The organism is Streptomyces sp. NPDC008313, assembly GCF_042956125.1.
In the GTDB taxonomy this organism is placed as follows: domain Bacteria; phylum Actinomycetota; class Actinomycetes; order Streptomycetales; family Streptomycetaceae; genus Streptomyces.
Genome location: NZ_JBIBFR010000023.1, coordinates 70575 through 86000 on the forward strand (window position 1 = coordinate 70575; position 15426 = coordinate 86000).

Annotated in this window: 8 protein-coding genes; 2 read left to right on the forward strand and 6 right to left on the reverse strand. The window is 69.8% G+C overall.

Features of this window, described 5'->3' with window-relative positions; all coding sequences use genetic code 11:
• Positions 1 to 33: 33 nt before the first annotated feature.
• The 6 genes from pulA to ACFY93_RS27100 form a co-directional block, all read right to left on the reverse strand.
• The gene (pulA, locus tag ACFY93_RS27075) at positions 34 to 5481 is read right to left on the reverse strand and encodes a pullulanase-type alpha-1,6-glucosidase (protein ID WP_391363714.1); all 5448 of its coding nucleotides are present in this window, start codon (positions 5479 to 5481) and stop codon (positions 34 to 36) included.
• A gap of 232 nt (positions 5482 to 5713) precedes the next feature.
• Positions 5714 to 7096 carry an alpha-amylase family glycosyl hydrolase gene (locus tag ACFY93_RS27080; RefSeq protein ID WP_391363716.1) on the reverse strand — a complete coding sequence of 461 codons (1383 nt, stop codon included), beginning with the start codon at positions 7094 to 7096 and terminating at the stop codon, positions 5714 to 5716.
• Positions 7097 to 7356: 260 nt separating this feature from the next.
• Positions 7357 to 9036 (reverse strand): alpha-amylase family glycosyl hydrolase, encoded by a 1680-nt coding sequence (locus ACFY93_RS27085; RefSeq protein WP_391363718.1) that lies wholly within the window; start codon positions 9034 to 9036, stop codon positions 7357 to 7359.
• Between the two features lie 453 nt (positions 9037 to 9489).
• Positions 9490 to 10401: an ABC transporter permease subunit gene (locus ACFY93_RS27090; RefSeq protein ID WP_391363720.1), complete on the reverse strand. Its 912-nt coding sequence runs from the start codon at positions 10399 to 10401 to the stop codon at positions 9490 to 9492.
• A gap of 12 nt (positions 10402 to 10413) precedes the next feature.
• The gene (locus ACFY93_RS27095) at positions 10414 to 11418 is read right to left on the reverse strand and encodes an ABC transporter permease subunit (RefSeq protein ID WP_391363722.1); all 1005 of its coding nucleotides are present in this window, start codon (positions 11416 to 11418) and stop codon (positions 10414 to 10416) included.
• A gap of 125 nt (positions 11419 to 11543) precedes the next feature.
• Positions 11544 to 12818: an extracellular solute-binding protein gene (locus ACFY93_RS27100; protein ID WP_391363724.1), complete on the reverse strand. Its 1275-nt coding sequence runs from the start codon at positions 12816 to 12818 to the stop codon at positions 11544 to 11546.
• A gap of 509 nt (positions 12819 to 13327) precedes the next feature.
• Here ACFY93_RS27100 and ACFY93_RS27105 point away from each other — a divergent pair.
• Together ACFY93_RS27105 and ACFY93_RS27110 are read left to right on the forward strand one after the other, a co-directional pair.
• A complete protein-coding gene (locus ACFY93_RS27105) occupies positions 13328 to 14362 on the forward strand; it encodes a substrate-binding domain-containing protein (protein WP_391363726.1) in 1035 nt (344 codons plus the stop codon).
• Positions 14363 to 14522: 160 nt separating this feature from the next.
• Positions 14523 to 15392, forward strand: a complete 870-nt coding sequence (locus ACFY93_RS27110; RefSeq protein WP_391363728.1) for a phosphatase PAP2 family protein — start codon at positions 14523 to 14525, stop codon at positions 15390 to 15392.
• Positions 15393 to 15426: the final 34 nt, after the last annotated feature.

Sequence of the window (15426 nt, forward strand, 5' to 3'; positions counted from 1 at the left end):
GCGGATCACGGTCTGCCCCACCAACTTAATGCCCTATCGCGTGGTCCGGGAGAAGACGGCCACGGTCCGACCCGGAACGGTGAAGGTGCCGGACTTCGCCGTGTACGACGAGGACCTGACGACCGGGTCGGCGCCCCCGGCCTGCACCGGGTGCAGCGCGTACTCCTTTCCGGCCAGCGCGTCGATCCGCTGGTCGTGCCGGGCCGGGGTCGCGTTGAAGACGACGACGAGGTCGCCGAGCTCCATCGTGATCACGCCGGGCGTCTCGTCCTTCCCGGAGAGCGGGAAGGAGAGCTCGGACTGGACCCGCCCCTCCGTGCCGAGCCGGAAGCCGCTCTCGGTCGTACGGATCCTCAGCAGGTCCCGGTAGGCGGCCGAGGCCCCGTCGATCTGCTCGCAGCCGACCTTCACCGAGGTCAGCAGTCCGGTGGCGTAGGGCCACTTGGACTCGTTGTCGGCGGCCATGGGCAGACCGCGGCCGAAGCCGTTGCCCGCCGCGCAGTCCCAGTGGATGGCGTTGAACCAGTCGCCGCTGTCGAAGCTGTTGCGGTCCAGTGACTTCGAGCGCAGCAGGTCGGAGCCGGCCTGCGACAGCGAGGGGCCCTGCGAGAGGGTGGCCGTCGCCATGGCGAGGACCTGCATCCGGGCCCGGTCGTCCGCCGAGGTGCCCTTGGGGAGCTTGTAGGTGAGGGCGTCGTACAGCGACTCGTTGTCGTGGGCGTCGGAGTAGGCGAGGGCGTCGCCGGGGGCGTCCGCGTAACCGGCCGGTGCCCCGTTGTAGTCGACCTCGGCGCCCTTGACCTCCTTGCCGTCGGAGCCGGTGAAGCGGTAGGCGGCGAGGTTGCCGGTCAGGCCGACCTTGATGAGGTCCTGGTAGTGCAGCAGGCGGGCCTTCTGCTCGGCCCGGCTGCCGTTGGCCCCGGAGGTGTTCGGGTCGGTGTAGAGGCCGGAGGCGAAGCCCTGGACGCCGGGGTCGGAGTCGAAGGGGCTGCCGCCGCGCACCGCGTCGCGGGCCCGGTCGGAGAAGGTGGCGACGCCGGTCCCGGCCATGTTCTTCTGGGTGGCCTGGACGAAGCGGGCGTCGTCGGCGACCTCACCGAAGTTCCAGCCCTCGCCGTACAGGATGATCTTCTTGCCGTCGACGCCGTCCTTCTTGAGCGTGAGGGCGTCGAGCGCCGCGCGGACGGCGAGGATGTTGGCCTTGGGCTGGTGCCCCATGAGGTCGAAGCGGAAGCCGTCGACCTTGTACTCCTTGGCCCAGGTGACCACCGAGTCCACGACGAGCTTGCCCATCATGGCGTTCTCGGTGGCCGTGTTGGCGCAGCAGGTGGAGTTGGCCACGGAGCCGTCGGCGAGGAGCCGCTGGTAGTAGCCGGGCACCACCTTGTCGAGGACGGAGGTCCTGGCCTGGCCCGCGGCCGCGGCCGCGGTGTGGTTGTAGACGACGTCCATGACGACGCGCAGGCCGTCCTCGTTGAGGGACTTGACCATCTTCCGGAACTCGACCGTGCGCTCGGTGCCGTCCGGGTCGGTGGCGTAGGAGCCCTCGGGCACCGTGTAGTGGTACGGGTCGTAGCCCCAGTTGTAGGCGTCCTTCGCCGCGGCCTTCGCCACGCACGCCTGCTGCTTGTCGGAGTCGGCGGCGTAGGAGGCCAGGTCGCAGTCGGGGGTGGCCTGGTCGGCCTTCCTCTCGGGGATGGTGGCGATGTCGAACGCGGGCAGCAGGTGCACGTACGAGGTGCCGGACGCGGCGAGTTCCCGCAGGTGCTTGCTGCCGTCGCTGTTCCTGTCGGTGAACGCCAGGTAGGTGCCCCGGTCCTTCGCCTTCGTGGTCGGGTCCGCGACGGAGAAGTCGCGGATGTGCAGCTCCTGGATCTGGGCGTCCTTCAGCGGTACGGCCTTCGGCTTCCTCAGGGACGACCAGCCGCTCGGGGCGAGGGACCGGTCGGCGAGGTCGACGACGAGGCTGCGCTCGGAGTCCGTGGTCAGGGCCACCGAGTAGGGGTCGGTGACCTTGTTGGTGACGATCTTTTCGGCCGTCGGCGCCCACACCGTCACGGCGTACCGGTAGGGCTTGCCCGACCAGGATTTCCCGCCGGTGACGGACCAGACGCCGGTGGTGTCGTTCCGCTTCATGGGAACGGTCCGGCCGTAGAGTTCCAGGCTCACCTCGCGCGCGGTGGGCGCCCACACCGACAGGGTCGGCCTGCCGTGGGAGAACACCGGGCCGAGGCGGGCGCCGGTGGCGTCGTACAGGCCGTCCAGGACGCCGGCCACCTGCACGCCGGTCGCGGCGAGCACCGCGCCTCCCCCAGAGCCGAATGCCTGGGAGGTGCCCCCAGCGGCGCGCTGGGTGGCGACGAGCTGGCCGCGCAGGGCGGTGCGCACCCGGTCGCGGTCGCGCGGGTCGACGGACCAGGCGGTGTAGTCCTTCAGGTGCGGGAACCGCTTCTTCTGGGCGTCGGTGAGCGCGGTCTTCGACAGCCGCAGCCAGCGCTCGTCGTCGCTGGTCAGGGCCCCGTCCTTGACCTTGATGGAGCCGTCGCGGGAGTACAGGAGCTGGGTGGAGGCGGCGGCGTCGCCGCCGTTCCAGGCGACCGTGTCCCGGTCGATCCAGACGGCCTTGGCGGCGCTCGGGTCGAGGGCGGCGGCGCTGCCCGCGGGCTGCGGGAGCAGGTACTTCTCCTGGCCGGCCAGCAGCCATACCTCGTGGCCGTTGGCCGTCAGGTCGAGCGACTGGTCGGCGGACTGGTCCTTCTCGTCGCCCTTGTGGAGGATGTAGCTGAGGCTGGTGGCCCCCTCGGCGAGCGGCACCTCGAAGACGGCGCCGTAGGCGTCGGTGCGCACCGGGTCCAGGGGCTTGGTCCAGTCCGTGGGGTTCGCGGCGCCGGTCCAGGTGTGCAGGCCCCAGCCGGTGTAGTCGCCGTCGGCGCGGTGGTAGTGCAGGACGGCCTTGCCCTTGTCCTGCGCGGGGTAGTCGGGCCGCTCGGTCGCGGCGGCCTCATTGCCCTGCTCGATCCAGATCTCGCCGGTCTTCGTCACGTCGATCGTGCGGTCGGCGGAGACGTCCTTGTCGCCGTCCTTGTCGATGACGAGGTAGCCGACGTTCGACGCGCTGGGCTTCAGCTTCACGTAGGCGAAGGCCCCGTAGGCGTCCCGGCCGGTGAAGTCGTGTCCGGCGGGCCAGGTCGTCGCCTCACCGTCGGCGAGGTCGCCCCAGGCGTAGAGGCGCCAGTCGGTGTAGTCGTCGTCGGCGCGCTTGTAGTGGACGACCGCGTAGTCGCGGGAGGAGGCGGTGGGGATCTCCTCGGCGGGCGGGATGCCGGTGGTGGACGCCGCGGTGGTGGACGCCGTGTGCCCGGCCGAGTCGACGACGACGGCCTTGTAGCGCAGGGCGGTGCCGGCGGGCACGTCCTCGCCGATGGTCTGGGTGACCTTGTAGGGGGCGTGGTCGGCGGAGCCGAGGGTGCGCCACTTGCCGTCGCCGACCTGGGCGGCGAACACGACGCGGTCGAGCCGGCCTCCGTCGACGTCGGCGCTCAGCTCCACCGTGCCGGTGGCCCCGGCGTCGGGGCCCTTCAGGGTGAGCGTCGGCTCGGTGGCGGGCGCGGCGAGCGGGCCGGCCGCCTTGAGGACGATGGCGGAGCCGGCGGGGACGGTGACGGTGATCTTCTTGTCGGCGTCGCTCGTGACGGAGTCGTCGGTGCCGTGGATCCCGCGGAACGTCATCCCGGCCGAACCGGTCGCGAACGTCGCCTTCTTGGCCTCGTCGGCGTTGTTCACGGCGACCACGTACTCGGTGCCGCGCCCGGCGTCCGTGCGGGAGAAGGCGTAGACACCGGCGCCGTCGGCCGCGTACCGCTCGGTCTGGACTCCGTCGGTGAGCGCCGGGTTGGCCGCACGGAGTTCGGCGAGAGCGCTGATCTGCTCGTAGAGCGGTGCGCTCGTGTCGTAGGCGTCGCTCGCGTGGGTGCGGTCGGTGCCGAGTTCGTCGTCGTCGAGGTAGTCGGCGACCTTCGAGGCGAACATCGTCTGGCGGGCGTCCTTGTCACCGCCGGCGCCGGTGAAGCCCTGCTCGTCGCCGTAGTAGACGACGGGGTTGCCGCGGCTGAGGAACATCAGCTCGTTGGCGAGCTTGTCCTTCCTCAGCAGTTCGGCGTCGGTCGCCTTCGGGTTGTCCTGCTTCAGGAAGTACCCGATGCGGCCCATGTCGTGGTTGCCGAGGAAGGTGACCTGCTCGTAGGCGTTGGCCTTGTCGGTCGTGTACTTGTAGTCGTCGCCGAAGACCGAGGCCAGCTTCTCGGCGCTGCCGCCCTGGGAGGCGTACGCGCGCGCCGCGTCCTGGAAGGGGAAGTCCAGCGTGGAGTCGAGGCGGCCCCGGGTGACGTACGGGGAGGTGACCGACGTGTCGGCGGAGTAGACCTCGCCGAACATGAAGAAGTCGTCGCGGCCGCGCTTCTTCGCGTACGCGTCGAGGGCGGTGGCCCACTGGGTCCAGAACTCCATGTTCACGTGCTTCACGGTGTCGATCCGGAAGCCGTCGATACGGAAGTCCTTCACCCACTTCTCGTAGATCTTCTCCATGCCCCGTACGACCTCGGGACGCTCGGTCCACAGGTCGTCGAGACCGGAGAAGTCCCCGTACGTGGTCGACTCACCGGCGTACGTGGAGTCGCCGCGGTTGTGGTACATCGCCGGGTCGTTGAGCCACGACGGGGTCTTGGCCCCCTTCTTCGCGGCCGGCACGACCGGTGTCCGGGGGAAGGAGTCGCCGTCGGTCCGCGGGAAGCTCCGGGTGCCGTCGGCGTAGTCCGCGTCGTCGAAGGGCTCGCCGTCCTTCGTCAGATACGGGAAGGCGCCCTTGGAGAGGTAGCCGTAGGACTTCTCCTCGTAGTCGACGACGTCGGCCGTGTGGTTGGTGATGACGTCGAAGAAGACCTTCATGCCCTTGGCATGCGCCTTGGAGATGAGGGTCTCGAGGTCCTTGTCGGTGCCGAAGTGCGGGTCGACCTTGGTGAAGTCGGTGATCCAGTAGCCGTGGTAGCCGGCGGAGGCGTCCTTGCCGGTTCCCTGGACGGGCTGGTTCTTGAAGATCGGCGCCATCCAGATGGCGGTGGTGCCGAGGCCCTTGATGTAGTCGAGCCTCTTCGTCAGGCCCTTCAGGTCGCCGCCCTGGTAGAAGCCCTTGTCGGTGGGGTCGTAGCCGGTGGCGAGGCGCGAGCCGGTCAGACCGCCCCTGTCGTTGGCCGTGTCGCCGTTGGCGAAACGGTCCGGCATGACGAAGTAGAACTGCTCCCGGGTGTCGTCGTGCCGGGCGGGCGCCGCGGCGAGGCTCGCGTCCGACGGAGGCGGGGGCGGGGCGTCCGCGCGCGCCGCGAGGGGCTGGACGAACGCTGCCGCGAGAGCGGCCACGGCGACAGCCGCGACCCGTCGGCGCTGTGTGGATCGGCGCGCCCAGGGCGCCGGCCATCTCGGTATCACAGGCGTGAACTCCTTGCGATTACGGCTCATTTGGTACCGACCCCGACGCCGGGCACAGCGGGTGTGCCGGACGACCGGCGTGACCGTAACCCTTACGCAAGGTTTACAGCAAGAGTCATGCAACCCACAGGAAGAACTTTCAACGCCGATTCGGCGTCGCCGCTCCGTGCGGGCGGGCACGCCTCCGGCCCACCGCGCGCGGCGGTGGGCCGGGGCCCCGTGGGGGGCTGGTTCAGCAGCCGGACTTGCCCGCGTACAGCGCCAGCGCGGTGTTCGACCCGAGCGTCGCCGTGAGCCGTCCGGAGCCGTCGACGGTGACGGGCCTGCCGCTCTGGACGTCGCAGTAGGTGCCGGCGGCCAGGGAGGTCTGGTAGGTGCGGGTCAGGGAGGAGGACTCGTGGTTGATGGCCACGAAGCCCTTGGCGCCCCTGCCGAACGCGATGGCGTCCGCGCCGTTGTCCCACCAGTTCGTGACCGCCTGCCCGCGGGTGGCGTTGCGGAAGGCGACCATCGACTTGATCTCCGGCCAGGCGTGCTGGCACTTCCAGCCGTCCTGCCAGCAGGCGTTCACCGTCCCGCCGTTCGGCGGCCCGGCGTTCGTGTCGGAGAACTCGTAGCCGGAGTTGATGTCCGGCGCCCCGTAGGGCCAGGCCAGCATGAACACGCTGGCCAGGGTGTAGTCGGCGCCGTCCTTGTAGCTGAGGGTGGAGCCGTTGCGCTCGGTGTCGTGGTTGTCGACGAAGACGCCCGCGACGGAGCTGTTCATGTAGCCCCAGCCCTCGCCGTAGTTCTTGAGGTAGGCGAGGTTCTCGTTCTTGAAGACCCGCTTGAGGTCGTAGGCGTACCGGAACTCCTGCACGTCGCCGTTGCCCGTGTACTCGGTGGGCTGGACGGCCTCGCCGGAGCCGTAGATGACCTCCTGCTTCCAGTACGCGGACGGGTTGGTCAGCCGGGACTTGATGTTCGCGAGGTCGGCGGCGGGTATGTGCTTGGCCCCGTCGATGCGGAAGCCGTCGGCGCCGTAGCCGATCAGGGTGTTGAGGTACCCGGCGACGGTCTTGCGGACGTACTCCTCGCCGGTGTCCAGGTCGGCGAGGCCGACGAGCTCGCAGCTCTGGACGTTGAAGCGGTCGCCGTAGTTGCTGACGGTGGCCGTGCAGTCGTCCATGTCGTACGACGAGTACAGGCCCGGGTAGTCGTACTTCGTGTACGAGGAGCCGCCGGTGCCCGTGCCGGAACCGGCGGACATGTGGTTGATCACCGTGTCGACGACGACCTTCACGCCCGCCGCGTGGCAGGTGCTGATCATGTTCCTGAAGGCGGTGGCGTCCCCGAGCCGTCCGGCTATCCGGTAGCTCACGGGCTGGTACGAGGTCCACCACTGGGAGCCCTGTATGTGCTCCTCGGGGGGAGACACCTGGACGTAGCCGTAACCGGCCGGGCCCAGGGTGCTGGTGCATTCCCTGGCGACAGAGTCGAACTTCCACTCGAAGAGGACGGCGGTGACGTCCTTGGTGCCGGGCGGTGAGGCCGCCGCCGTCGTGGGCGGAAGGATCACCGAGGCCGCCAGGCCCGCCGCGAGGGCGAACGAGGCGGCCAGTCTTTTCCTGGCCATGTCTTCTCCTGCACATCCTTGTGCGGTGGGGGGATCGAGCCGTGGGGAGGCCGGGCCGGGCGTCGAACCGTGCCCGGCGGGACGGAAGTTGCCCGATGAACCAGTCGGGCGTGTGCGGGAACGTATCGCCTGCGATCCGCTTTCAGCAAGACGTCGTAAGAACTTTCAGCGCTTTGTCCGGAGAACGACACAGCGGTGCTCCGGACCCACCGGGGTCCGGAGCACCGCTGCCGCGTCCTACAGGGCCTGCCGGCCGTCCGTCAGGCGGCCCACCACACGGTCGTGTCCGCGGGCAGCTTCGCCTCGCCGTCCTGGGTGACGGTCACCTCGCCGCTGGCGATCAGCACCCGCCCGTGCGCCGGGACGGTCACCGCCTCGCTCCCGGTGTTGGCGGTGCAGACGAACTCGCCGCGGCGGAAGGCGAGGACACCCTCGGGAGCCTTCAGCCACTCGACCGCGTCACCCGCGCCGAGGTCGTCGCGCTCACGCCGGACGGCGAGCGCCGAGCGGTACAGCTCCAGCGTGGAGCCCTCCACTCCGGTCTGCGCCTCGACGCTCAGCTCGGCCCAGGAGACGGGCTGCGGCAGCCAGCTGCCGCCGCTGCCGAAGCCGTACGACTCGCCGGCGCGGGTCCACGGGATCGGGACCCGGCAGCCGTCGCGGAAGCCGTCCTGGCCCGCCGCCCGGAAGAACGACGGGTCCTGGCGCACCTCGTCCGGCAGCTCCACGACGTCCGGCAGACCGAGCTCCTCGCCCTGGTAGACGTAGGCGGAGCCGGGCAGCGCCAGCATCAGCAGCGTCGCGGCGCGGGCCCGGCGCAGCCCCAGCTCCCGGTCGCCGGCGGTGCGGATCTGGGTGCCCAGGCCCGCCTCGTTGGCGAAGCGGGTGGCGTGCCGGGTGACGTCGTGGTTGGACAGCACCCAGGTGGCGGGGGCGCCGACGGGGCGCATCGCGTCCAGGGTGCGGTCGACGACGGAGCGCAGCTCGGCCGCGTCCCAGTGGGTGCTCAGGTACTGGAAGTTGAAGGCCTGGTGCAGCTCGTCGGGGCGCACGTAGTTCGCGGTCCGCTCGATGGTCGGCGTCCACGCCTCGGCGACGAAGATGCGCTCCCCGGCGTACTCGTCGAGGATGGTGCGCCACTGGCGGTAGATGTCGTGCACGCCGTCCTGGTCGAAGAACGGCATGACATCGTTGCCCAGCAGTTTCAGCTGTTCGTGGGAGCCGAGGTCGGGCAGTCCGTCGGCCTTGACCAGCCCGTGGGCGACGTCGATACGGAAGCCGTCGACGCCGATGTCGAGCCAGAAGCGCAGGATCGAGCGGAACTCGTCGCCGACCGCCGGGTGCTGCCAGTTGAAGTCCGGCTGCTCGGGGGCGAAGAGGTGCAGATACCACTCTCCGGGGGTGCCGTCCGGTTCGGTGACCCGGGTCCAGGCGGGGCCGCCGAAGATGGACTCCCAGTCGTTGGGCGGCAGTTCGCCGTCCGTGCCCTTGCCGGGGCGGAAGTGGTACCGCTCGCGCACCGGGGAGCCGGGGCCCTCGGCGAGCGCGCGCTTGAACCACTCGTGCTGGTCGGAGGAGTGGTTGGGTACCAGGTCGACGATGATGCGCAGGCCCAGCCCGTGGGCGTCGCGGATCAGGGCGTCGGCGTCCAGCAGGGTGCCGAACATCGGGTCGACGGCGCGGTAGTCCGCCACGTCGTATCCGGCGTCGGCCTGCGGCGAGGCGTAGAAGGGGCTCAGCCACACGGCGTCGACGCCGAGGTCGCGCAGATAGGGAAGTCGGGAACGTACGCCCTCCAGGTCGCCCATGCCGTCGCCGTTGCTGTCGGCGAAGCTGCGCGGATAGACCTGGTAGATCACCGCGTCGCGCCACCAGTCGCGGTGGGCGGCGACGGTGGCGAGCGCGGAGGTCGGGGCCGGGTCGGCGGAGTGCTGGCTCATGGCGTCCTTGATGCGATGGGGGTACCCCCCGTTCGAGCGAAGCCGAGCGCGGGGGCGGAATCCGGGTCGTCGTGGTGCGGTCGGTCGAAGGCGTGGTGCTGCCGGGTTGTCCGGCGTGCCGGTCGTCGTGGGCCGGTCCGCCGTGCGTGCCGGGGTCGTGGTGCGGGGGGAAGCCGGTGATCAGGCGGCCGCGGTGTGGGCGGGGTCGGATGCACACCGCGGCCGCCACCCGCGCGCGCGGCGAGCGCGCGCGGGAGTGTGTCGGGCCGGGTCGTACGAGGGCCGGGGGTGTGGGGGTGTCTGACACATGCGCGTGGGAGAAGGAGCGGTGTCCGGTGCGTGCGATCGCAAGGCGCCGGAGCGTCCTCGTGGCGGAGCCACGTGGGCGTTTCGGCAACGCCGCGAGCGTGCGTGCCGGGCGCCGCGACGCCGCGCGCATGTGTCAGACACCCCCTAGCCCTTCGTGCCGCCCGCGGTGAGGCCGGCCACCAGGTTCTTCTGGACAAGATAGAAGAAGGCGGACACCGGAATGGCGACCAGCACCGCGGTGGCGGCCATCAGGTTGCGCTGCGCGTCGTGCTCGCTGACGAAGCTCTGCAGACCGACGGCGAAGGTGTACTTCGTGTCGGACAGCATGAACGTGGAGGCGAACGCGACCTCGCCGAACGCGGTGATGAAGCTGTAGAAGGCGGCGACCGCCAGGCCCGGCTTGGCGAGCGGCAGGATCAGCCGGGCGAAGGTGCCGAAGGGGCTGAGCCCGTCGACGCGTCCCGCCTCGTCGATCTCGAACGGGATGGTGTCGAAGTAGCCCTTGAGCAGCCAGGCGCAGTACGGCACGGCGGTCGAGCAGTAGACGAGGACGAGGCCGAAGTAGTTGTCGATGAGCTGGAGTTCCGAGAGGATCTCGTACATCGGCACCATCAGCACGGCCACCGGGAACATCTGGGTGACCAGCAGGACCCACATGAACTTCTTGTAGCCGGGGAAGCGCATCCGGGAGACGGCGTAGCCGGTGGTGGCGGCGACCAGGACACCGATGACGGTGGTGCCGAGCGAGACGGCGAGCGTGCTCCACATCCAGTCGAAGAACCTGGTGTGCTGGAGGACGAACGAGTAGTTGTCGAGCGTCATCTTGCCCCAGATGCGCCCGGGGTGCAGATAGTCGTCCTTGTCCGGTCCGAGGGACAGGAAGACCAGCCAGGCGATCGGGAACAGGGCGACGAGGCTCGCGACGGTCAGGACGCCGTGCGAGGTGAGCGCCGCGGCGCGGCTGGTCTCCCCGCGCCGCCGGCTCCCGCGCGGCGGGGCGTCCTCGGAGGTCTTGTCCGTCGCCGCGGTGGAGGTGTCGAGGGTCATGGTGCTCATGGGACTCCTGCCTCAGGCGGCGAGCTGCTGCTCGTTACGGGCGAGCCAGCGGCGGTAGACGGAGGTGAAGACGATCAGGATGGAGAGGAGCAGTACGCCGTACGCGGCGGACTGCGCGTAGTCGCGCGGCTGCTGCCCGAAGCCCAGCTGGTAGGCCCAGGTGACGAGGATCTGCGCGTCGGGGGCGGTCTTGCCGAAGAGCAGGAAGATGACGGCGAACTGGTTGAAGGTCCAGATCACGCCGAGCAGGACCACGGTGGAGCTGACCGTGCGCAGACCGGGCAGGGTGACGTGCCGGAAGCGCTGCCAGGCGCTCGCGCCGTCCATCTCGGCCGCCTCGTACAGCGTGGAGTCGATGGACTGGAGGCCGCCGAGCAGCGAGACCATCATGAACGGCACACCGCACCAGGTGTTGACCATGATCGCGGCGAACCGCTGCCAGAAGGTGTCCTCCAGCCAGAGCGGCGAGGGCAGGTGCACGGCGTCGAGCAGGGTGTTGATGACGCCGCCGTCGGCGAGCATGAAGCGCCAGCCGAAGACGGTGACGAAGGTGGGCACCGCCCACGGCAGGACCAGGATCAGCCGGTAGAGGGTGCGGCCGCGCAGCTTCTGGTTGAGCAGCAGGGCGAGGCCGAGGCCGATGCAGTAGTGGAGCGTGACGCACAGCGCCGTCCACACGATCGTCCAGATGAAGTGCGACCAGAACCGGTCGTAGGCCGTCGGCCCCCACAGGATGTCGGCGTAGTTGTCGAGGCCGACGAAGCTGTAGGTGGCGTCGATGTGGTTGACGCCGATGGTGCGGGCCGAGTTGAGGCTGTTGGCGTCCGTCAGCGTCAGGTAGATGCCCCGTGCCAGCGGATAGAGCACCAGGACGCCGAGGACGACGACGACCGGGGTGATCATCGCGTACGCGTACCAGTACTTCTGGTACGAGCGCTTCAGGCGCTGAGCCGGGCCGGGCCGGGGCTCGCTGTCACCGTGCCGCTTGCCGGTCGCTCGGTCGATGGCGACTGTCATGGTTCGACACCTTCTGGAAGATCACTGGAGGATCGCTGGGAGGCCACGGGGGATCAGGGACGGGCGTGGGGCCGGCGGCCGCCGGATCCTTCCCCCGGTCGGGAGGATCCGGCGGCCGTCCGGGGTCACTTGCCGAAGTCGGGGACCAGCTTGGCGATCGCGGTCTCCGCGTTGCTCAGGCCCTTGTCCAGCGACACCTTGCCACCGGCGATCTTGGGCAGCTCGGTGTCGAGCGGCCCCCACAGCGAGCTGTACTCGGGCAGCGCGGGCCGCGGCTGGGCCGCGGAGAGCACCGTCTGGTAGCCGGCGATGCCCGGGTCGGCCTTGACCTTGTCGGTGTAGGCGTCGTCGCGGGTCGGCAGCGTGGAGTTCTTCAGGGCGATCGTCTCCTGGGACTTCGCCGAGGTCATGAACTTCACGAACTTCAGCGCCGCCTGCTGGTGCGCCTTGTCCGAGCCGGCGTACACGGAGAGGTTGTGGCCGCCGGTCGGGGCGCCCGCCTTGCCGGTGGAGCCGGCCGGGACGGTGGCGATGCCGAGGTTGGCCTTGTCCTTGAACGCCGAGCCCTTGTAGAAGTTCGTGATCTCCCAGGGACCCTGGATGATCGAGGCGACCTTGCCGTTGACGAAGGCGTCCTGGATGTGGGCGTAGGCGTCGGCGGTGACGTCGGCCTTGTGCAGACCCTTGCCGTCGAACAGGCTGTTCCAGGTCGTGTAGGCCTTGACCGCGGCGTCCGACTTGACGGTGATCTTCTTGGCGTCGGCGTCGACGGTGTCGGTGCCCTCGCCGTAGAGGAACGACTGGGCGTAGTAGGCCTGGGTGGAGCCCCAGTAGCCGTCCACGCCGGTCTTCTTCTTGACCTTGGCGGCGGCGGCCTTCAGGTCGTCCCAGCTCTTGGGCGCCTCGGTGACACCGGCCTTCTCGAACAGGGCCTTGTTGTAGACGAGGGCCAGCGTGTCGGTGACCAGCGGCACACCGTACGTCTTGCCCTCGTACTTGGCCTGCTCGACGAGGTTGGACTTGAACTTGTCCTGCTCGGCGAGCGCCTCGGTGCCGTCGAGCGGCAGGAAGAAGCCCTTCTTGGCGAAGGCCGGGGTCCAGCCGACCTCGGAGCGCAGGACGTCCGGGGCACCGCTGGCACCGGCCGCGGTGTCGAACTTGTTCTGCGCCTGATCGAAGGGCACGTTGACGTACTTGACCTTGATGTTCTTGTTGGCGGCCTCGAAGTCCTTGACCAGAGCCTTGTACGTCGGCGCCTCATTGGTGGCGTTGGACGTGTCCCACCAGGTCAGAGTGATGGGGCCGTCCGACTTGTCACTGCCGCTGTCACTGCCGCCGCAGGCCGTCGCCGCGAGGGCGAGGGACGCCACCAGCGCGGTGGCCGCTATGCCACGCCGCATGAGATCTCCTTGAGGGTGAAAGCCCGAGGGGGCGGTCCCGCCCGCTCCCCTTGCCGGCCGCGCCGTTGCCGCCGCCGGGCGACGTGAACGTAACAGCGTGGAAAGAGTTGCGAAAGACCTTGCAGCAAAAAAGTGCAAGGACTCACGAGAGTTACCCGCCCGTGACGTGACCCGGGACACCCGTCGCCCCCGGTACGAGGCCGATCCACGGGCGCGGACGGGCTTGTGCAAGACTCTGCAAGCTCTTGCCATCCGCCCGCGCTACGGGAATCATCTCCCGTCAGTACCGCGCGGAGGCACCCCTCCCCGCGGTGGCCGCCGGGGACACCGACCGGGTCCCGCGGCACACCCCGGGGACGCCGACCACGTACCCGCGGCGGACGCTCGGGACCCCGACCAGAACACGAGGGAGCGCGATGACGCAGCAGCCCGGAACGGGCCGTGCAGCCGCCCGCACGAGGCGTCCGGTCGGTGGGCAACGGGGTGCCCGACCGGTACAGTCCAACCCTGTGACCACACGGCTTGCCGACATCGCAGCCCAGGCGGGGGTCAGTGAGGCGACTGTCAGCCGCGTCCTGAACGGGAAGCCGGGCGTCGCAGCGACCACCCGCCAGTCCGTCCTGGCCGCTCTCGACGTGCTGGGCTACGAGCGCCCGGTGCGCCTGCGACAGCGCAGCGAGGGCCTGGTGGGCCTGATAACCCCCGAGCTGGAGAACCCCATATTCCCCGCTCTGGCGCAGGTCATCGGGCAGGCGCTGACCCGCCAGGGCTACACGCCGGTCCTCGCGACCCAGACCCCGGGCGGCTCCACCGAGGACGAGCTGACGGAGATGCTGGTGGACCGCGGGGTCGCCGGCATCATCTTCGTCTCGGGCCTGCACGCGGACACCTCCGCGGACATGCAGCGCTACGAGCAGCTGCGGGCGCAGGGCGTCCCGTTCGTGCTCGTGGACGGCTTCTCTCCGAAGGTGCAGGCGCCGTTCATCTCCCCCGACGACCGCGCGGCCATGGCGCTCGCGGTCACCCACCTCGTCTCGCTCGGCCACACGAGCATCGGTCTGGCGCTCGGCCCGAAGCGGTTCGTGCCCGTTCAGCGCAAGATCGAGGGGTTCGTGCGCTCGGTGCAGGACCAGCTGGGGCTGGCCCCCGAGGACATCGAACAGCGACTGGTGCAGCACTCGCTGTACACGCTGGAGGGCGGCCAGGCGGCGGCCACCGCGCTGATGGAACGCGGCTGCACGGCGGTGGTGTGCGCGAGCGACATGATGGCGCTCGGCGCGATACGGGCGGCGCGCCAGCGGGGCCTGGAGGTTCCCACGGACATGTCGGTCGTCGGCTTCGACGACTCGCCGCTGATCGCGTTCACCGACCCGCCGCTGACGACGGTCCGCAAGCCGGTCCCGGCGATGGGGCAGGCCGCGGTGCGGACGCTGCTGGAGGAGATCGGCGGGACCCCGGCGCCGCACAGCGAGTTCGTGTTCATGCCGGAGCTGGTGGTGCGGGGTTCGACCGCCTCGGCCCCCGGGGAGCGTGCGCGCGCCTGAGTGCGTGCGCGCGGCGGTCGTAGACGGAACCGGTACGGGTACTCATCCCCGGGGAGGATGAACCGGGTGTCACGGGTGGCCGTGGGCAGGAGGGTGTGCGGCCGGAACCCGACTGGGGGATGATCGGTGAAAGGGCCCTTTTCTGGCAGACTCTGCGCCTATGGGTGAGACAACCGTGACGACACCGGAAACCCGGGAACAGACCGGCTCACTCCCGGCCGCGCGGTCCCCGGGGCAGGGGCTCACGCGCCGGTGGCGCACCCCGCGCCGGCCGCGTCTCTGGTTCGAGATCCTGCTGATCGGGGTGAGTTACTGGACGTACTCGCTGATCCGCAACGCCGTCCCGGAGCAGCGGACGCAGGCCCTGCGCAACACCGACTGGCTGTGGCGGGCCGAGCACCATCTCGGCATCGCCGTGGAGGAGTCCGTCAATCACACCGTCAACTCGGTGACTTGGCTGATCGTCGGTATGAACTACTACTACGCGACCTTGCACTTCGTGGTGACGCTGGGTGTCCTGATGTGGCTCTACCGCAGTCACCCCGGCCGTTACGCGGCGACCCGGCTGACGCTCTTCGCGACCACCGCGGTCGCCCTGGTCGGGTACTACTTCTTCCCGCTGGCCCCGCCGCGCCTCATGCGGGGCGGGTTCATCGACACGGTGCTGGTCCACCAGACCTGGGGTTCGATGGCCTCCGGTGACCTGAAGAGCATGTCGAACCAGTACGCGGCGATGCCGTCCATGCACATCGGCTGGTCGCTGTGGTGCGGCCTCACGATCTGGGCGCTGGCCGCCACACCGTGGGTGCGGGTGCTCGGCCTGCTCTACCCCGCGGCCACCCTGGTCGTCATCGTCGCCACCGCCAACCACTTCTGGCTCGACGCGGTCGGCGGCATGGCCTGCCTCGCCTTCGGATTCCTGGTCGCCCGCGTCTGGTACGGCGCGCTGCCGTACGCCCTGCCGCGCACGGTCCCGGCGCCCGCTCCGCCCGAGGACCGGCGCCGGCCGCTGCTGCCCACCCAGGCATAGGGCCGGTTCCGGCCTTTTTCCGGGCGTGTGCCGG